The sequence below is a fragment of the Bradyrhizobium sp. genome (assembly GCF_027307225.1).
In the GTDB taxonomy this organism is placed as follows: domain Bacteria; phylum Pseudomonadota; class Alphaproteobacteria; order Rhizobiales; family Xanthobacteraceae; genus Bradyrhizobium.
This window is the reverse complement of record NZ_DAHUXJ010000096.1, coordinates 1-17750: the sequence shown is the minus strand read 5'-3', so window position 1 is coordinate 17750 and position 17750 is coordinate 1. Positions and strand designations below refer to the sequence as shown.

The 17750-nt window shown below is 62.8% G+C and carries 16 protein-coding genes; 13 read left to right on the top strand and 3 right to left on the bottom strand.

Annotated elements, in window-relative coordinates; translation table 11 throughout:
* Positions 1–74 precede the first annotated feature (74 nt).
* On the top strand, positions 75–1511 hold the full coding sequence (boxB, locus tag M6D32_RS16710; RefSeq protein ID WP_298258162.1) for a benzoyl-CoA 2,3-epoxidase subunit BoxB: 1437 nt from the start codon (positions 75–77) through the stop codon (positions 1509–1511).
* A gap of 73 nt (positions 1512–1584) precedes the next feature.
* On the opposite strand, the gene M6D32_RS16705 is transcribed toward boxB, so the two are convergent.
* Both M6D32_RS16705 and M6D32_RS16700 read right to left on the bottom strand, forming a co-directional pair.
* Complete coding sequence (locus M6D32_RS16705; RefSeq protein WP_298258125.1) at positions 1585–2394, bottom strand: SDR family oxidoreductase; 810 nt, start codon at positions 2392–2394, stop codon at positions 1585–1587.
* Positions 2395–2512: 118 nt separating this feature from the next.
* A complete protein-coding gene (locus tag M6D32_RS16700) occupies positions 2513–3571 on the bottom strand; it encodes a polysaccharide deacetylase family protein (protein ID WP_298258123.1) in 1059 nt (352 codons plus the stop codon).
* A gap of 637 nt (positions 3572–4208) precedes the next feature.
* Here M6D32_RS16700 and M6D32_RS16695 point away from each other — a divergent pair.
* From M6D32_RS16695 to phoB, 10 genes are all read left to right on the top strand, one after another.
* Entirely contained in the window at positions 4209–5639 is a 1431-nt protein-coding gene (locus M6D32_RS16695) for an OmpA family protein (protein WP_298258121.1), read from the top strand.
* The gene (locus tag M6D32_RS16690) at positions 5636–5932 is read left to right on the top strand and encodes a hypothetical protein (RefSeq protein ID WP_298258119.1); all 297 of its coding nucleotides are present in this window, start codon (positions 5636–5638) and stop codon (positions 5930–5932) included. Before M6D32_RS16695 ends, M6D32_RS16690 begins: the two co-directional genes overlap by 4 nt.
* Before the next feature lie 301 nt (positions 5933–6233).
* On the top strand, positions 6234–7289 hold the full coding sequence (locus M6D32_RS16685) for a lysylphosphatidylglycerol synthase domain-containing protein (protein ID WP_298258117.1): 1056 nt from the start codon (positions 6234–6236) through the stop codon (positions 7287–7289).
* 90 nt (positions 7290–7379) lie between these two features.
* Positions 7380–8678, top strand: a complete 1299-nt coding sequence (locus tag M6D32_RS16680; RefSeq protein ID WP_298258115.1) for an ATP-binding protein — start codon at positions 7380–7382, stop codon at positions 8676–8678.
* Between the two features lie 123 nt (positions 8679–8801).
* On the top strand, positions 8802–9812 hold the full coding sequence (gene pstS, locus M6D32_RS16675; RefSeq protein ID WP_298258114.1) for a phosphate ABC transporter substrate-binding protein PstS: 1011 nt from the start codon (positions 8802–8804) through the stop codon (positions 9810–9812).
* Between the two features lie 147 nt (positions 9813–9959).
* Entirely contained in the window at positions 9960–10949 is a 990-nt protein-coding gene (pstC, locus tag M6D32_RS16670) for a phosphate ABC transporter permease subunit PstC (RefSeq protein ID WP_298258160.1), read from the top strand.
* A 1-nt stretch (position 10950) separates the two neighbouring features.
* A complete protein-coding gene (gene pstA / locus M6D32_RS16665) occupies positions 10951–11796 on the top strand; it encodes a phosphate ABC transporter permease PstA (protein WP_298258112.1) in 846 nt (281 codons plus the stop codon).
* Between the two features lie 50 nt (positions 11797–11846).
* Positions 11847–12632: a phosphate ABC transporter ATP-binding protein PstB gene (gene pstB, locus M6D32_RS16660; protein ID WP_298258158.1), complete on the top strand. Its 786-nt coding sequence runs from the start codon at positions 11847–11849 to the stop codon at positions 12630–12632.
* An 11-nt stretch (positions 12633–12643) separates the two neighbouring features.
* A complete protein-coding gene (gene phoU / locus M6D32_RS16655) occupies positions 12644–13360 on the top strand; it encodes a phosphate signaling complex protein PhoU (protein ID WP_298258110.1) in 717 nt (238 codons plus the stop codon).
* A gap of 57 nt (positions 13361–13417) precedes the next feature.
* Positions 13418–14119 (top strand): phosphate regulon transcriptional regulator PhoB, encoded by a 702-nt coding sequence (gene phoB, locus M6D32_RS16650; protein ID WP_213740010.1) that lies wholly within the window; start codon positions 13418–13420, stop codon positions 14117–14119.
* Positions 14120–14333: 214 nt separating this feature from the next.
* Here phoB and M6D32_RS16645 read toward each other — a convergent pair whose 3' ends face one another.
* Complete coding sequence (locus tag M6D32_RS16645) at positions 14334–14843, bottom strand: GcrA family cell cycle regulator (protein WP_298258107.1); 510 nt, start codon at positions 14841–14843, stop codon at positions 14334–14336.
* A 482-nt stretch (positions 14844–15325) separates the two neighbouring features.
* On the opposite strand from M6D32_RS16645, the gene M6D32_RS16640 reads away from it, so the two are divergent.
* Together M6D32_RS16640 and argF are read left to right on the top strand one after the other, a co-directional pair.
* Positions 15326–16531, top strand: a complete 1206-nt coding sequence (locus M6D32_RS16640; protein ID WP_298258105.1) for an aspartate aminotransferase family protein — start codon at positions 15326–15328, stop codon at positions 16529–16531.
* Positions 16528–17466 carry an ornithine carbamoyltransferase gene (argF, locus tag M6D32_RS16635; protein ID WP_298258103.1) on the top strand — a complete coding sequence of 313 codons (939 nt, stop codon included), beginning with the start codon at positions 16528–16530 and terminating at the stop codon, positions 17464–17466. Before M6D32_RS16640 ends, argF begins: the two co-directional genes overlap by 4 nt.
* The last annotated feature ends 284 nt before the right edge of the window (positions 17467–17750 follow it).

The window sequence follows — 17750 nt, the reverse complement described above, 5'->3', positions numbered from 1 at the left end:
AGCGAATAGCGAATGGTTCTATTCGCTACTTCCTATTCGCTATTCGCCAGCCAGGGAGCAAGGCGATGAACATCATGAATGTCGATTACTCGACCAAGATTCCCAATAACGTCAATCTCAGCGCCGACCGCCAGGTGCTGAAAGCGCTGGAAGGCTGGCACCCCGGCTACATGAACTGGTGGAGCGACATGGGGCCGGAAGGCTTCCAGCAGTCGCTGGTCTATCTGCGCACCGCGTATTCGGTCGATCCGCGCGGCTGGGCCAAATTCGATTATGTCAAAATGCCCGATTATCGCTGGGGTATTTTGCTCGCGCCGGAAGAAGAGAACCGCGTCATTCCGTTCGGCGAGCACCATGGCGAGCCGGCCTGGCAGGAAGTGCCCGGCGAATACCGCGCGATGCTGCGGCGACTGATCGTGATCCAGGGCGACACCGAACCTGCCTCCGTCGAGCAGCAGCGCCATCTCGGCAAGACCGCGCCCTCGCTCTACGACCTGCGCAACCTGTTCCAGGTCAATGTGGAGGAGGGCCGTCACCTCTGGGCAATGGTCTATCTGTTGCAAAAGTATTTCGGCCGCGACGGCCGCGAGGAGGCGGATGAGTTGTTGCGACGCCGCTCCGGCGATGCCGACAGCCCTCGCATGCTGGGCGCCTTCAACGAGGCCACGCCAGATTGGTTGTCGTTCTTCATGTTCACCTATTTCACCGACCGCGACGGCAAGATGCAGCTGCATTCGCTAGCGCAGTCCGGCTTCGATCCGTTGTCGCGCACCTGCCGCTTCATGCTGACCGAAGAAGCCCATCACATGTTCGTCGGCGAAACCGGCATCACCCGCGTGGTGCAGCGGACCTGCGACGCGATGAAGGAGGCCGGCATAACCGACCCCAACGAAATCGCCAGGGTTCGCGCGTTAGGCGTCATCGATCTGCCGACCATCCAGAAGAAGCTCAACCTGCACTATTCGCTGTCGCTCGACCTCTTCGGTTCGGAAGTCTCGACCAATGCGGCGAATGCGTTCAATGCCGGTGTCAAGGGCCGCTACCACGAGACCCAGATCAAGGACGACCACCGCCTGCGCGACGACACCTATCCGGTGCTCAAGCTGGTGGACGGAAAGATTCAGCGCGTCGACGAGCCGGCGCTGACCGCGCTCAACATGCGCCTGCGCGACGACTACACCCAGGACTGCGTCAAGGGCCTCTTGCGCTGGAACAAGGTGATTTCGACCGCCGGCTACGATTTCAAGCTGACGCTGCCCAACGTTGCCTTCCACCGTGCGATCGGCGAGTTCAGGGATATTCACGCCACGCCCGAAGGCGTTCTGATCGACGATGCGGCATGGAATGCGAAGAAAGGCGGGTGGCTGCCGTCTATCGCAGACGGCGATTTCATCGCCTCGCTGATGAAGCCGGTGACGGCGGCGGGCGAATTCGCGTCATGGATCTCGCCGCCCAAGGTCGGCATCGATAACAAGCCGGGCGACTTCGAGTACGTGAAGATCGAGACGTGAGAAGCGGCGAAGAGCGAATAGGGAGTGGCGAATAGATTTCTACTCGCTATTCGGTACTCACTATTCGTCTCTTTCAACTATCCCAGCCGCCGCCCTTGATGCCGGGGTTGGCGTAGACGATGCCGCCATCGACGGCGATGGTGGCGCCCACGACATAATCGCCGGCGCGCGAGGCGAGATAGATCGCAGCGCCGGCCATGTCCTCGTCGCTGCCGATGCGCCCGGCGGGCACGCGCGTCGCCACTTCGTCGGCGTTGTCGCGCGCGGCCTTGTTCATGTCGGATTTGAACGGGCCCGGCGCGATTGCCGAGACCACGATATGGTCGCCGATCAGTTTCGCCGCCATACGCCGCGTCAGGTGAATGAGCCCGGATTTGCTGGCGGCGTAGGAATAGGTCTCGAGCGGGTTGACGAAGATACCGTCGATCGAGGCGATATTGATCACCTTCGCAGGCCGGTCCGCGCTGGCGGCGGCACGCAAGGAAGCCGCGAGCGCCTTGGTCAGGAAGAACGGCGTCTTGAGATTGAGGTTGATGACCTTGTCCCAGCCGCTTTCCGGGAAATCGTCGAAATCGGCGCCCCAGGCGGCTCCGGCATTGTTGACGAGAATATCGAGCTTGCCCTCGCGTTTGCCGATCTGGCTCGCCAGCGTCTCGATGCCTGTGTTGGTGGAGATATCGATCGGCAGCGCGATGCACTCGCCGTCATAGGCCGCGCTCAGCTCCCTGGCGGTGGCTTCGCACGCCTGCGCTTTACGCGCGGTGATGTAGACCTTCGCCGCGCCCTGGCTGAGAAAGCCCGCGGCGATCATCTTGCCGATGCCCCGCGATCCGCCGGTCACCAGCGCGATGCGGCCGCGAAGCGAGAACAGGTCGGTAAACATGCGTGTCCCTCCGTTGATCTTTTGAAGAGAGTGGGTAGCGAATAGGGAATAGCGAATAGAGGTCTACCCTATTCGCCGATCGCCACCAACCATTCGCTAATCGCCATTCGCTACGCCACTACACCGCATCGATGCGCCGAAAGCCGTTCCGTACGGCGCAGACCGCGCCGGAAGTGAGAACGGGGAGAATCCACTCGTTCTGAAAATTGCCGTTGAGTGATACCCGCGGCAGCGCCGTCGGGTATCCCGCATTTTCCGGGAAGATCATGCCTGGCCGCGTCGTCACCGCACTCTGGAATCCGGCCGCCTTGGTGAGTTCGAACTCGCGTTTACCTGCCGCGGCCTTGTCGCCATACGGGTAGGCGAAGTGCCGGACGGGACGCTGCAGGGCGTCCTCGATGCGCGAGCGGCTTGTTGCGATCTCTTCGCTTGCGATTTCGCTCGGCTCGTGGGCGAGATTGCAGTGGGTCAGCGTATGCGCGCCGATGGAGACGAGCACCTCGGCCGCAAACGGCTTCAGTTCGTCCCAGGACAGGCAGAGATCGCGGCAGATCTCGGCCGGATCGATTCCGTGCCGGGTGCACAGCGCGCCGACCTCGCGCGCCACGTCGTTGCGGCTCGGCAACGCGCGCAGCCAATCGTGCAAGCGCTCGAACGCGGCGCGTTTGGCCGAAAGGGTCGAGCTATCGATGCGCACGGCCGCGCCGTCGATGACGGCCTCGATGTGAGAGGCCTTGGCGATCAGGTGCTCCAGCGCGACCCACCACAGGTTTCCAGTGCCTTCGGCAAAATCGCTGGTGACATAGACCGTAAACGGTGCGTCAAATTCGCGCATGACAGGAAGCGCGAAGTCCCGGTTGTCGCGATAGCCGTCGTCGAACGTGAAACAGGCGAAGCGTCGGGAGAAGTCGCGCCCGGCGAGCCGGCGAAGCAATTCATCCATGGTGATGATATCGACACCGTGCGCGCGCAGATGAGCCAGCGTGGCGCGCAGGAACTTCGGCGTCACTTCGAGATGGCTGTTGGGCTGAAACGCTGCTTCGCGCGGCGGGCGCACATGATGCAGCATGAAGATGCTGCCGACGCCGGCAAAGATCGGGCGAAACAGGCGGTGCGCGCCGGTGAACGAAATCGCTTCCAGGCCGGCGCGGATGACGTTGCTGCGTAACTGCTTCATCAGGCTGGACTGCCGGTTGGAAAGGTCGTTTCAGGCTATCGGCAGACGGTTGAAGAAATGGTTAGCCACCGCTCGCCATTCGCTCGACCATGCCGCCGTCATTTCGGGTTTGACAGCCTCGCAAGGGTTTGTTTTCTCTCCCTTTCCACGGCCTGCTTCGGTGCCGGTGCAGCCATTCGCAGAACTGTGGAAGGAATCGCGTCAAACCAAAAAACGACAACGGATCAGAGTGTTGCCGGTCCCCTGTTTACCGAAATTCGCCAAAGGGGGCAGTTTGCAGGATTTTTGCGAATTTCGGACAAGACGCGGCGTTTCGCCTCGTGGGATATCGGATGCGCGGACCGGTGCCGCCTGTTTGACGCTCCTGCGCCGCAAGCGGCGAATTCGATCCAGGGACGTCAAAATAGAAAAGCGGCACCAGAAGCATGAGTTTGCTAGTGCTCCGATTCCGAAGTTCGTACCATATTGCGGCTCCACGTTTACGAACTTCGGAATCAAAGGAGCACTAGCCAACTATGTGATTCTAGTGCGGTTTAGAATTTGAAGTTCCTATGACGAGGTTACCGCGAAACTGATAGGAACTTCAAATTCACCGCACTAGTGCCCAGGACTTTCCGAAGTTCGTAAAAGGTTGACGATGAGAGACAGCACGAACTTCGGAAAGTGGGCACTGGTCAGGTGGAGCAGTAAATGGTGGCCAGGCGCGATACCGCTCGCCGCCCTCTGGGCTTTGGCGGCCTGGACCAGCACCGCGCCGCTGGAGACTGAACTCGCCGGCCGTTCGACCGCAGGGCTAAAGAGCGTTCTGCTCGACAAGAGCCAGATTGCCGTGAGCGGCCGCGACGTGACGCTCGTAGCCGATGCCTTCTCCGAGGAGGGGCGGCATAGCGCCATTGCCGCGATCGAGGCCGTGCCCGGCGTGCGTCTCGTCAACGACGAAACCCGCCTTGTTCCGGCAGCCAGCCCCTTTGTCTGGTCGGCCGAGCGCGATGTGGTGCGGGTCACCCTGACCGGCAGTTCTCCCATGCCCGCGACCAAGGCCAAGTTGCTGCAAGCGGCTCACGCCGATCTTGGAGGCGTCGAAGTCGTCGACCAGACCAATCTGGCGCGCGGCGCGCCAGCCGGCTTCGACGAGGCCGCGCTGCTGCTGCTCGCGCAGGTCCCGAAGCTGAAAGACGGCAAGGTCACGATCACCGACACCAAGGTCGGTCTCTCGGGCATGGCGCGCGAGCTCGGCGGGCGCGAGACGATTGCGGCAGCGCTGAAAAATCTTCCCGCAGGCTTTTCGGTCGCCGCCAACGACATCAAGGCCCCGCCCTATATTTTCCAGGCCTACAAGGATCCGGTGGCGTTGACGCTCACGCTGACAGGCAATGTGCCCGACAGCAACGCGCATGCCGCGATCGTAGCGGCGGCGAGCCGCAAGTTCTTTGCCGAAAAGGTCGTCGATAACCTCAAGATCAGCCTTGGCGCGCCGTATGGCTTCATCAACGCGGCGGTGCCGGCGTTGGGTGCGTTGTCGCGGCTGTCGACCGGGACCCTCGTGTTCACCGATCGCGAGGTCAAGCTCTCGGGTGATGCGCTCTATGACGGCGCCATTGGGCAGCTTCGCGCCAACCTGACCAGGGAACTGCCGCAGAGCTTCCAACTCAAGGCGGATGTTACGGTCAAGCCGGCGGCGGCGCCCGTGGATGCGACGGTGTGCCAGCAGCTGTTCTCGGAACTGCTCGGCAAGGGCACGATCCGCTTCGAGCCGAAGCGCTCCAGCCTTGATCCGGATTCGGCGGACCTGCTCGATCATCTGGTCGAGACGGCGCTGCGCTGCCCGACCGCCCATATCGACGTGGCCGGCCGTGCCGACGCCGACGGTGACAATGCCACGAAGCAGGCGCTGCCAGAAAAGCGGGCGCAGGCCGTGGTCGACTATCTCGTGAAGGCGGGTCTGCCGGCGAGTCGCTTCACCGCGGTCGGCTATGGCAGCAACCAGCCGGTCGCCGCCAACGACAATGACGAGGGCAAGGCGCGCAATCGCCGCATCGAATTCATCGTCAAGGAGCAGCAGCCGTGATTTTCCTGGTGACATTCGACTGGGGCTGGCTGCTCGCGGCGCTCCTGCTTGGTTTTGCAATGGGCTGGATCGCGGTGGTTCACCGCGGCCATGGCGTGTCGAAACCGCTCGCGCGCTGGCTAGCGGTGCTGGTGGCGGCCCTTCTCGCGGCAGCGCTGGCGCGCGCGGTTCCAGGGCGGCCGGGCTACTGGCTGGACCTTGGCCTTTCGATGCTTGGGCTCTACCTGATCGGCTGCCTGATCGGATCGCTTTTGCGCAACTGGGTGCTGCCGGGCCCGGCGGACGCAAGCTGAGATCGAACCGCGCCATGATCGCCGCGTCTCATCGCCATCCAATGTGTTGAAGGAGCTAGACTATTAGTATTAGGCGAATTCCACTTCGGCTCAAAACAGGCTACCAGAAGGCCCCGGAGGCTGACTGGAGCGGGCTTCACATTCGCTCCAGGGGCGTGCGCGAAAGCTGATGCGAATGTTAGAACATGGTCGCCGGGCAAGGCGCGGCTGGCGGTATGGCCGGCACAACGGCCTTTTCGAGGGCTGGTGCCGCCTATTTGTGGGCGCTGAGGCGCCGCGAACTTCGGAAAGTGGGCGCTAGATGCTGGAACCGATACGCAGGGCGATTTCGTTTCTGCGCCACCGACAGATCCTGCATAAAATGGGCGTCGCGCTCAGCGTCACCGTGATCGGCCTCGCGTGCTATGTGCTCTTTCACGTGCTCCGCGACATCGACACGTTCGAGGTCATCGAGGCGATCAAGAGCACCGAGCCGCGGTCGATCGGGCTTGCCGCGTTGTTCGTTGCAGCCGGCTATTTCACGCTGACGTTCTACGACCTGTTTGCGGTGCGTGCGATCGGCCGGAGCGACATTCCCTATCGCGTCAACGCGCTCGCGGCCTTCACCAGCTATTCGATCGGGCACAATGTCGGGGCCAGCGTCTTCACCGGCGGCGCGGTGCGCTACCGCATCTATTCGGCCTCGGGGCTGAATGCGATCGAGGTCGCCAAGATCTGCTTTATCGCGGGCCTGACGTTCTGGCTCGGCAATGCGGCTGTGCTCGGGATCGGCATCGCCTGGCACCCCGAGGCCGCCTCCTGGGTCGATCAATTACCGCCCTGGCTCAACCGGGCGATTGCGATCGGCGTCATCATCGGCCTCGCGGCCTATGTGTTCTGGGTCTGGATGCAGCCGCGCAATGTCGGCCGCGGACCCTGGACGGTGGTATTGCCGAGCGGCGCGCTGACGCTGTTGCAGATCGTCATCGGGATCGTCGATCTCGGTTTCTGTGCGCTCGCCATGTACACGCTGGTGCCCGACGAGCCCAATCTCGGGTTCGTCGTGGTCGCGGTCATCTTTGTCTCGGCGACGCTGCTCGGCTTCGCCAGTCACTCCCCCGGCGGGCTCGGCGTCTTCGACGCCGCCATGCTGGTTGGCCTGTGGCAGATGGACAAGGAGGATCTACTCGCCGGAATGCTGCTGTTCCGGCTGCTCTATTATATTGTGCCATTCGTCATATCTGTAATCATACTGACGTTTCGAGAGGTTATCATCGGCGCCCGGTCGAAACGGCTGCAGCAGGCGGCTTCACAGCTTTCCGTCGAGCCGCCGCGCGAAGCCGTCTATGTCCGGGAGCGTGGCGAACCCGGCAGCTGATGGCTAACCCGAGTTCCGATTCCGAAGTTCGCAAGAAACTGATAGGAACTTCAAAATTCGCCGCACCAGGGATGGGATTGCTTTAGCCCGATGGCACTAGACGATACTCCCTCCTTCTTTTTCTCGCCGTGGCCCGACCGGCTGAGGCACGCGGCGATCATCCTGCTTGCTGCCGCGTTATCGCTGGCCGTTGTCGTCGTGCTCGGCGATTTGTCCGTGGCGCGTGCGGCTGCGATTTTCACCAGCATCGCAGCCGCTGCGCTGGTGCCGTGGCGCCTGCACGACACGGCCGCTTCGCGTGAGGAAGTCCGCGGCGTCAATCCGGTGGAATCGCCTGCGGTCGCGGCCGTTGTCGCCGGCATGCCGGACCCGGCCGTACTGCTCGACCGAGCCGGCCGCGTCATTCACCTCAATGCGGCCGCCGCCCAGCTCGCGCCGGCCTTGCGCAAGAACGAACTGGCCCAGTTTGCCCTGCGCTCGCCCGAAATCATCACGGCACTGCGCGAAGCCATTGCCACCACCGAGCCCCGTCGCGCCACCTATCTCGACCACGTCCCGGTCGATCGCTGGATGGAGCTCGAGATCATTCCGGTGCCGGTGCCGACCACCTTCGGCGGCACCGACAAGTGCATGCTGATGACTTTTCACGACCAGACGCCGCTGCGCCGGGTCGAGGAAATGCGTGCCGATTTCGTCGCCAATGCCAGCCATGAATTGCGCACGCCGCTCGCTGCCCTGTCCGGTTTCATCGACACCTTGCAGGGACCGGCGCGCGAGGATGCCAAGGCGCGCGAGCGCTTTCTCGGCATCATGCATCACCAGGCGACCCGCATGGCCAGGTTGATCGACGACCTGTTGTCGCTGTCGCGGGTCGAACTGTCAGCCCATGTCCGCCCGGATACGCTGGTCGATATCGTCCCGGTCATCCGCCAGGTCATCGACGGGCTCGAGCCGTTGGCGCGCGAACGCCAGGTCGAGGTCGAGGTCGATCTGCCGGAGACACCGGCCTGGATTGCCGGCGACCGCGAGGAGCTGCTCAGGGTGTTCGAGAACCTGGTCGAGAACGCGCTGAAATATGGCGCCTCTGGCGGCAAGGTAATCGTCTCGTTGACCGCAGCGACGTCGGGCGAAGGCCAGCCGGAGGCGCGGGTTCAGGTGCGCGATTTCGGTCCGGGTATCGCCCCCGAACACCTTCCGCGGCTGACCGAGCGCTTCTACCGGGTCGATGTCGGCGACAGCCGCGCGCAGGGTGGAACCGGGCTCGGACTCTCGCTGGTGAAACATATTGTTAGCCGCCATCGCGGCCGGCTGCTGATCGAAAGCGTGCTCAAGGGCGGCGCCATTTTTACCGCCTGCTTCCCCCAGGCCAAGCCGCCGGCGTCGATTTAAGGCCGAGCGATTTCAATAGTTTGGCCTGTCATCCAACCGTCATCAAACCTTCGTAAAAGCAGCATTGAGGGCTCCTAAACGAGCCCAACGTGAGCGCATTCGCTCACGAGATGGAGACCAGCAATGAATTTCATGAAGACGATCGTCGCTGCCGGCCTGGTCGCCGCATCGACGTCGGCCTTTGCCGCCGACATCACTGGAGCGGGTGCGACGTTCCCGTTTCCGATTTATTCGAAATGGGCTGACGCCTACAAGAAAGAGACCGGCAACGGCCTGAACTATCAGTCGATCGGTTCCGGCGGTGGCATCAAGCAGATTGAGGCCAAGACCGTTACCTTCGGCGCCACCGATATGCCGCTCAAGGTCGAGCGGCTCGACAAGAGCGGCCTGGTGCAATGGCCGATGGTGATGGGCGCAATCGTCCCCGTCCTCAACGTGGAAGGCGTCAAGCCGGGTGAGGTGGTGTTCGACGGCGAGACGCTCGCCAACATCTATCTCGGCAAGATCACCAAGTGGGATGATCCGGCGATCAAGAAGCTTAATCCCAAGGTGAATCTGCCGAGCGAGGCGATCACCGTGGTTCGCCGCTCCGATGGCTCCGGCACGACCTTCAACTTCACCGACTACCTTTCCAAGGTCAGCGCGGAGTGGAAGAGCAAGGTCGGCTCCGGCACCGCCGTGGAATGGCCGACCGGCGTCGGCGCCAAGGGCAACGAAGGCGTCTCCGGCAACGTCAGCCAGACCAGGAATTCGATTGGCTATGTCGAATATGCCTACGCCAAGCAGAACAAGCTGACCTTCACGGCGATGGTCAACAAGGCCGGCAAGACAGTCGAGCCGACGGTGCCCGCGTTCCAGGCAGCGGCTTCCAACGCCGATTGGGCGAAGGCTCCCGGTTACTACGTGATCCTCACCGACCAGCCGGGTGAACAGTCGTGGCCGATCACGGCTTCGACCTTTATCCTCATGCAGAGGGAGCCGGTCGACAAGACAGCCTCCGCGGAAGCCATCAAGTTCTTCAAATGGGCGTTTGCCAAGGGCGACAAGATGGCCGAGGAACTCGACTACATTCCGATGCCGGACTCGGTTGTCAAGCTGATCGAGAAGACCTGGTCGGCTGACATCAAGAGTTGATGCGCGCTTTGCGTAAGTTCGCTTTCCGCCCGGGTGCAGTGCATCCGGGCGGAGGAGATAAAGACCGCCATCGGCAAGATGGCCTCCGAGGCCGGCGACAAGCGAAACCTTGAACCGGAAAGAAAGTAGGCATTGGAAGTGGCAGAGATGGCCGTTCAGGGCGATGCTGTGGAAGTCGCGGGGCCTTACGATCGTGCCAAGGCCTTGAGCGCGTTCAAGGCCGGTGACATCGCCTTCTACTGGATCACGCGAGCTTGCGCGATCTCGGTCCTGCTCATCCTTGGCGGCATCATTCTTTCGCTGATCATCGGCGCGTGGCCGGCGATGAAGCAATACGGCTTTGCGTTCCTGTGGACGCAGCGCTGGGCGCCGTCGGCCGATCCGCCGGTGCTCGGCGCGTTGGGCCCGATGTACGGCACCCTCGTCACCTCTTTCATCGCGATGCTGGTCGCAATTCCCGTCGGCCTCGGCATCGCGATCTTCCTGACCGAGCTTTGCCCGCAATGGCTGCGGCGGCCGATCGGCATTGCCATCGAACTGCTCGCCGGCATCCCCTCCATCATCTACGGCATGTGGGGATTTTTCGTGCTCGGGCCGTTTCTGGCCTACACGTTCCAGCCGTTCATGATCAGCCTGTTCGATGGCGTCCCGGTGCTTGGCTCGATCTTCGCCGGGCCGCCATCTTATCTCAGCGTATTCAACGCATCCCTCATTCTCTCGATCATGGTGCTTCCCTTCATTACCGCGATATCCGTCGACGTTTTCAAGACGGTGCCGCCGGTGCTGAAGGAGGCCGCCTACGGCGTCGGCTGCACGACGTGGGAAGTGGTTCGCAACGTGGTGATCCCCTATACCCGTGTCGGCGTCATCGGCGGCATCATGCTGGCGCTTGGGCGCGCGCTCGGCGAGACCATGGCTGTGACCTTCATCATCGGAAACTCGTTCCGGATCTCGTCGTCGATTTTTGCTCCGGGCACGACGATCTCGGCGGCGATCGCATCCGAGTTTGCCGAAAGCGACGGCTTGCATCAATCCGCATTGATGCTGCTCGGCCTGCTGCTGTTCGTGCTGACCTTCTTCGTGCTCGCGGCGGCGCGGCTGATGCTGATGCGGCTGGAAAAGAAGGCGGGCAAATAGCATGAACCCGACTTATGCAAGGCGCCGCCGCAAGGACATCATCGTTCGCTGGCTGTGTGTCGGCGCAGCCGGATTCGGCGTTACCTGGCTGGCGCTGATCCTGCTCACGCTGCTGTTCAATGGTGTGAAAGGGCTCAACCTCGAGGTCTTCACCCAGAACACGCCGCCGCCGGGTGCGAACGAAGGCGGACTTTTGAACGCGATCACGGGCTCGATCATCATGACCGCGATCGGGGTCGGCGTTGGCGCGCCACTCGGCCTGTTCGCCGGAACCTATCTCGCCGAATACGGCAGGAACGACCGCCTGACGTCGGTGATCCGCTTTATCAACGACATCCTTCTGAGCGCGCCCTCGATCATCATCGGCTTGTTCGTCTACGGCATCGTCGTGGTGCCGATGCGCAGCTTCTCGGCGCTGGCGGGTTCGCTGGCGCTTGCCGTGATCGTGATTCCGGTTGTGCTGCGCACGACCGAAGACATGCTGTCGCTGGTGCCCAATCCGCTACGTGAGGCCGCGTCCGCGCTCGGATTGCCGCGCTCGCTCGTAATCAGGCGCATCGCCTATCGGGCGGCGCGTTCGGGCCTGATTACCGGCATGCTGCTCGCGACCGCCCGTGTCGCCGGCGAGACCGCGCCGCTGCTGTTTACGGCATTGTCCGACCAGTTCTTCAGTCTGAATCTGACCAAGACCATGGCGAACCTGCCGGTGACCATCAACAATTTCGTGCAGAGCCCGTACGTCTACTGGAAACAGCTTGCCTGGACCGGCGCTCTCATCATCACCTTCGCCGTACTCGCTCTCAACATTGGCGCTCGCATTCTCGGCGCCGAGAGGACCGCAAAATGAACGATGTAACCGCAGCCGCCAGTGTTCCGCCGTCGCGGTCGCCGCTGCCGATGGCCACTCATGCGGCCAGCTATATGGAACCGCCGGCCAAGGTGACCGCGCATGGCTTGAATTTCTATTACAACGACCATCACGCGCTGAAGAACATCAATCTCACGCTCGGCACCAACCGCGTCACCGCCTTCATCGGTCCGTCGGGCTGCGGCAAGTCGACGTTGCTGCGGACCTTCAACCGGATGTACGACCTCTATCCGGGGCAGCGCGCCACCGGCCAATTGATGCTCGACCAGACCAACATTCTCGACCCCAAGCTCGATCTCAACCTGCTGCGGGCCCGCGTCGGCATGGTGTTCCAGAAGCCGACGCCGTTCCCGATGACGATCTACGAGAACATCGCCTTCGGCATTCGCCTGTACGAGAAGATTTCCCGTTCGGAGATGGACGGCCGCGTCGAAAAGGCGCTGCGCAGCGGCGCGCTCTGGAACGAGGTCAAGGACAAGCTCAATGCATCGGGCTTGAGCCTGTCGGGCGGCCAGCAGCAGCGGCTCTGCATAGCACGGACCGTCGCGGTGCGACCCGAGGTGATCCTGTTCGACGAGCCGTGTTCGGCGCTCGATCCGATCTCGACCGCCAAAATCGAGGAACTGATCCAGGAACTGGCCGAGAACTACACGATCGCGATCGTCACCCATAACATGCAGCAGGCCGCGCGCGTCTCCGACAAGACGGCCTTCATGTATCTGGGTGAGCTGATCGAATTCGACGACACCAACAAGATATTCACCGCGCCGAACGACCGGCGGACCCAGGACTACATCACCGGCCGTTTCGGCTAGAGGAGATAGAGATGGCCGCAGAACATACCGCCAAGGCGTTCGACAGCGATCTTCAGGAATTGACGCGGCTGGTCGCCGAAATGGGCGGTCTTGCCGAGCGCATGATTGTCGATGCGGTCGCCGCGCTGATCCGCCGCGACGTCGCGCTCGGACGGCGCGTGGTCGAGACCGATGCCGAAATCGACAGCCTGCAGCGGGCGATCGAGGAGCGCGCGGTGCTGACCATTGCGCGCCGCCAGCCGATGGCGATCGACCTGCGCGAGATCATCGGCGCCATGCGCGTGGCGACCGACCTCGAACGGATCGGCGACCTCGCCAAGAACATGGGCAAACGGGTCTCGGCGCTGGAGAGCGATTTTCAGCCGCTGAAGTTGATCCGCGGGCTCGAGCACATGACCGATCTCGTGCAGTCGCAGGTCAAGTCCGTGCTCGACGCCTATGCGGCGCATGACCTGCCGGCGGCGATGAACGTGTGGAAGGGCGACGAGGAAGTCGACGCCATCTGCACCTCGCTGTTCCGCGAACTTCTCACCTACATGATGGAAGATCCGCGCAACATCAGCTTTTGCATTCACCTGATGTTCTGCGCCAAGAACATCGAGCGGATCGGCGACCACGCGACCAACATCGCCGAGACCGTGTTCTACATGATCGAAGGCCAGCAGATTCTCGACAAGCGGCCGAAAGGCGACATGACGACCTTTGCGACAACCGTGCCCGGTAGCTGATCGGCGTTTCCGGGGCAAGCGCAGCACACGAACTAAGGACGAAAGAAGGCTACGCACATGAGCGCACGCATTCTGGTGGTTGAAGACGAGGAAGCGCTGACGACGCTGTTGCGCTACAACCTCGACGCCGAGGGGTATGATGTCGAGACGGTCGGGCGCGGCGACGACGCCGATACGCGCCTGAAGGAGCGTGTTCCCGATCTGATCGTGCTGGACTGGATGCTGCCGGGGCTATCCGGCATCGAATTGTGCCGCCGCCTGCGCGCCCGGCCCGAGACCAGGCAGCTTCCGATCATCATGCTGACCGCGCGCGGCGAGGAGAGCGAGCGGGTCAGGGGGCTTGCGACCGGTGCGGACGATTACATCGTCAAGCCGTTCTCCGTTCCGGAATTGCTGGCGCGGGTCCGCGGCCTGCTGCGCCGCGCGAGCCCCGAGCGACTGGCCACTGTGCTCACCTATGGCGATATCGAGCTCGACCGCGAGAAGCGCCGCGTCGCCCGTTCCGGCCGCCCGGTCGATCTCGGGCCGACCGAGTATCGCCTGCTCGAATTCTTCCTGGAGCATCCGGGCCGTGTGTTCTCGCGCGAGCAGTTGCTCGACAGCGTCTGGGGCCGCGACATCTATATCGACGAGCGTACGGTCGACGTGCATATCGGTCGCTTGCGCAAATTGCTCAATCCCGGCCGCGAGCAGGATCCGATCCGCACCGTGCGCGGCGCCGGCTATGCGCTCGACGATCGCTTTGCGAAGGTGGAGTAGCGATCAGCTCGCGTTCCCCGGACGCTGCGCGAGCCGCGTAAGCGGTGCGCTGCTGATCCGGGTTCCATCAAATCCAACGAATGAAATGATGAAGAAGTTGGTTCCGGCTCTGCGGAGCAGCGTGCCGGACGATGCGGAGCCTGTCATCGGGCGCGCATTCGCGCGACCCGTTGGCATCGCGGGAGAACGCTGCACCGCGTCCGGGACACGATAGTTACCTTGTCGTCTTCGGCTGCTGACGACGGCGGTCGCCGGTCGGCTGATAGGCAATGCGCGAGTGATGCGCGCAGTAGGGCAGGCCCGTCAGCGCCTTGCCGCCGCAGAAGAAGAATTCCGCGCTCGCGGGATCGCCGACCGGCCAATGGCAGGTGGCCTCGTTTAATTCCAGAAGCGACAGCCGCTGGCTCATCGGCACCACGTTGTCGTAGGCAATCGGATCGGGCTCCAGCTCGACCTCGAAGGCATGGGCGAGTGCCGTGTTGCCGCGCGTCGCCGGGCGCGATACCCGCATCATGTGCTGGGCGGGACGGGCCTTGCGCGGACGGGGCGCTGCGGAAGACGGACTCTTGGCGCGGCCCGAAAGGCCCAGCCGGTGCACTTTGCCGATCACCGCATTGCGCGTCACGTTGCCGAGTTCGGCGGCGATCTGGCTCGCCGAAAGGCCTGCTTCCCAGAGCTTTTTCAATTGCTCCACGCGAACGTCAGACCAGGTCAATACCGTCATCGCACTCTTTCCTTCGCGTCGCGCCGGCCTGTTTCTGGGCAGCGCTGCGATGCCAATGTCTCAAAAATCCCTTCCGGCAGAATCCCTTAGCCTTCGTCGGGCGCAATAAAACGCACGAACGTCTACGCAAAACACTGACGACTTAGAGGAGCAAGAACCGCCGCACGAGATGTCGTATCCGACGCCCCAGAAGCTACAATATGGCGTGACTCCCGCGCAAGAGTCGGCGCGCGTGCTTCCACATGTTCCGCTATTTTTAACGTTTGTGCCGCGCTTTTTTAACGCTTGTGTTGCTCTGGGGCGACCGGAGATTTGCGGGCAATCCGTTGACACGGTTCGCCACACGCCTAGAATGCCTGCCACGTGCCGCCCCGCAAAGGCGGCACGTTCCGTTTCGACCTCTGGTCGTCCACCTCTGGCCGTGACTTGCGACCGCGCCAATGCGCGCAAAGAACGACCGCCTCTAACGCTAAAGTGTTGCCATGACCACGAGCGCGACGTCGCATCTGCTTCCCGTATTTGCCAGGGTCGATCTTGGCTTTACGCACGGCGAAGGCTGCTGGCTGTTTGCCACCAACGGTGAACGCTATCTGGATTTCACGTCTGGCGTCGCGGTGAACGCGCTCGGACACGCGCATCCCGATTTGGTCAAGGCGTTGCAGGAGCAGGCCACAAAACTCTGGCACATGTCGAACCTGTTCAGGAGTCCCGATGGCGAGCGTCTCGCCGCGCGGCTGTGCGAGCAGAGCTTCGCCGACTTCGTCTTCTTCTGCAATTCCGGCGCTGAAGCGCTGGAAGGCGTGATCAAGCTCGTGCGTCACTACCACTTCTCCAAGGGTCATCCCGAGCGCTACCGCATCGTCACCTTCGAAGGCGCCTTCCATGGCCGCACACTGGCGACGCTCGCGGCGACAGGTACTGCCAAATATCTCGAAGGCTATGGGCCGCCGATGGACGGCTTCGATCAGGTGCCGCATGGCGATCTCGAAGCCGTGAAGAAGGCGATCGGTCCGCATACCGCCGGCATCCTGATCGAGCCGGTGCAGGGCGAGGGTGGCGTGCGCGCCACGCCGCATGCGTTTGCGAAAGCGCTGCGCGCGCTGTGCGACGAGCACGGGCTGCTGCTCGCCTTTGACGAGGTGCAGACCGGCATGGGCCGCACCGGCGATCTCTTTGCCTATAAGCGCCTCGGCGTCACGCCCGATGTCATGTCGCTCGCCAAGGCGCTCGGCGGCGGTTTCCCGATCGGCGCGGTGCTTGCGACCGCGCAAGCCGCGGCCGGCATGGGGCCGGGCTCGCACGGCTCGACCTTCGGCGGCAATCCGCTGGCGGTTGCCGCCGCGAACGCCGTGCTCGACGTCATGCTTGCGCCCGGCTTCTTCGATCATGTGCAGAAGATGTCGCTGCTGCTCAAGCAGAAGCTTGCGTCGGTGGTCGACCGCTATCCGGCCATCCTGTCCGAAGTGCGCGGCGAGGGGCTTCTGATCGGAGTCAAGGCGGTGGTGCCGTCCGCTGATCTTGTCGCGGCGCTGCGCGACCAAAAGCTGCTCACTGTTGGTGCCGGCGACAATGTCGTGCGCTTTCTCGCGCCCCTGATCGTCTCGGAAGCCGAGATCGATCAGTCGGTGCAGAGCCTGGAGCGCGCCTGTGCCGCGCTGTCGGCGAACCAGAAGGCGGCCGCGCAATGAGCAAGGCGCTCCGTCATTTTCTCGATCTCAACCTGTTGCCGCTTGCGGAGCTGCGCGAGGTATTGGCCGCCAGCGTTGCCATGAAGGCCAGGCTGAAGGCGCAGAAGAGCGGCGGCCCTGCGGCCGACAAGCCGCTCGCCGGCAAGACGCTGGCGATGATTTTCGAAAAGCCCTCGACCCGGACGCGCGTGTCGTTCGACGTCGGCATGCGTCAGCTTGGCGGCGAGCCGATCATGCTGACGGGCGCGGAAATGCAGCTCGGCCGCGGCGAGACCATCTCCGATACCGCGCGCGTGTTATCGCGCTATGTCGATGCCATCATGATCCGCATTCTCAACCATGAGGCGCTTCTGGAACTCGCCGCGCACGCCACTGTGCCTGTCATCAATGGGCTGACGCGCCGCTCCCATCCCTGCCAGGTGATGGCTGACGTCATGACGTTCGAGGAGCATCGCGGGTCAATCCAGGGCCGCACCGTGGCCTGGAGCGGCGACGACAACAACGTGCTGGCGTCCTGGGCCCATGCGGCGGAACGCTTCAAGTTCAAGCTCAATGTGGCGACCCCGCCGGAGCTCGCCCCCGGCAAGCCGATGCGTGACTGGATCAAGGCGACGCAGGCGCCGATCATGCTCGGCAGCGATCCGGAAGTGGCCGTGCGCGGCGCCGACTGCGTGGTCACCGATACCTGGTTCTCGATGGGCGACAAGGACGGCGAGCATCGCCACAACCTGCTGCGGCCCTACCAGGTCAACGCGCGGCTGATGTCGCTGGCCAGGCCCGATGCCATATTCATGCATTGCCTGCCGGTCCATCGCGGCGACGAGGTCACCGATGAGGTGATCGATGGCCCGCAATCGGTGGTGTTCGACGAGGCCGAAAATCGCCTGCATGTGCAGAAGGGCATTCTGGCCTGGTGCCTTCAGGCAGTGGGGTAGATCTCTGTCTTATCCCTCCCCCTTGCGGGGAGGGTCGACGCGAGTGAAACGAGCGTCGGGGTGGGGTATTGACCGGAAACATTTGCGTGTGCCCCCACCCGACACGCAACTCGCTTCGCTCACGCGTGTCACCCTCCCCACAAGGGCTAAGGCGTGCACACATTTCTGAGGCTCCATCCTTGAACCATTTGTTCGAAGCGCTGCCAACCTCTTCGCATGGTGATCGGACCCGGCGGACGCTCGGAAGCATAGCCGGTCCAACCTCCAAGACGGGCAATGATCCA

What these genes read in the sequence shown, in the direction of transcription:
- boxB (WP_298258162.1), top strand. Translation starts at nt 75, where the DNA reads ATGAATGTCGATTACTCGACCAAGATTCCCAATAACGTCAATCTCAGC.
- M6D32_RS16705 (WP_298258125.1), bottom strand. Translation starts at nt 2,394, where the DNA reads ATGTTTACCGACCTGTTCTCGCTTCGCGGCCGCATCGCGCTGGTGACC.
- M6D32_RS16700 (WP_298258123.1), bottom strand. Translation starts at nt 3,571, where the DNA reads ATGAAGCAGTTACGCAGCAACGTCATCCGCGCCGGCCTGGAAGCGATT.
- M6D32_RS16695 (WP_298258121.1), top strand. Translation starts at nt 4,209, where the DNA reads ATGAGAGACAGCACGAACTTCGGAAAGTGGGCACTGGTCAGGTGGAGC.
- M6D32_RS16685 (WP_298258117.1), top strand. Translation starts at nt 6,234, where the DNA reads ATGCTGGAACCGATACGCAGGGCGATTTCGTTTCTGCGCCACCGACAG.
- M6D32_RS16680 (WP_298258115.1), top strand. Translation starts at nt 7,380, where the DNA reads ATGGCACTAGACGATACTCCCTCCTTCTTTTTCTCGCCGTGGCCCGAC.
- pstS (WP_298258114.1), top strand. Translation starts at nt 8,802, where the DNA reads ATGAATTTCATGAAGACGATCGTCGCTGCCGGCCTGGTCGCCGCATCG.
- pstC (WP_298258160.1), top strand. Translation starts at nt 9,960, where the DNA reads ATGGCCGTTCAGGGCGATGCTGTGGAAGTCGCGGGGCCTTACGATCGT.
- pstA (WP_298258112.1), top strand. Translation starts at nt 10,951, where the DNA reads ATGAACCCGACTTATGCAAGGCGCCGCCGCAAGGACATCATCGTTCGC.
- pstB (WP_298258158.1), top strand. Translation starts at nt 11,847, where the DNA reads ATGGCCACTCATGCGGCCAGCTATATGGAACCGCCGGCCAAGGTGACC.
- phoU (WP_298258110.1), top strand. Translation starts at nt 12,644, where the DNA reads ATGGCCGCAGAACATACCGCCAAGGCGTTCGACAGCGATCTTCAGGAA.
- phoB (WP_213740010.1), top strand. Translation starts at nt 13,418, where the DNA reads ATGAGCGCACGCATTCTGGTGGTTGAAGACGAGGAAGCGCTGACGACG.
- M6D32_RS16645 (WP_298258107.1), bottom strand. Translation starts at nt 14,843, where the DNA reads ATGACGGTATTGACCTGGTCTGACGTTCGCGTGGAGCAATTGAAAAAG.
- M6D32_RS16640 (WP_298258105.1), top strand. Translation starts at nt 15,326, where the DNA reads ATGACCACGAGCGCGACGTCGCATCTGCTTCCCGTATTTGCCAGGGTC.
- argF (WP_298258103.1), top strand. Translation starts at nt 16,528, where the DNA reads ATGAGCAAGGCGCTCCGTCATTTTCTCGATCTCAACCTGTTGCCGCTT.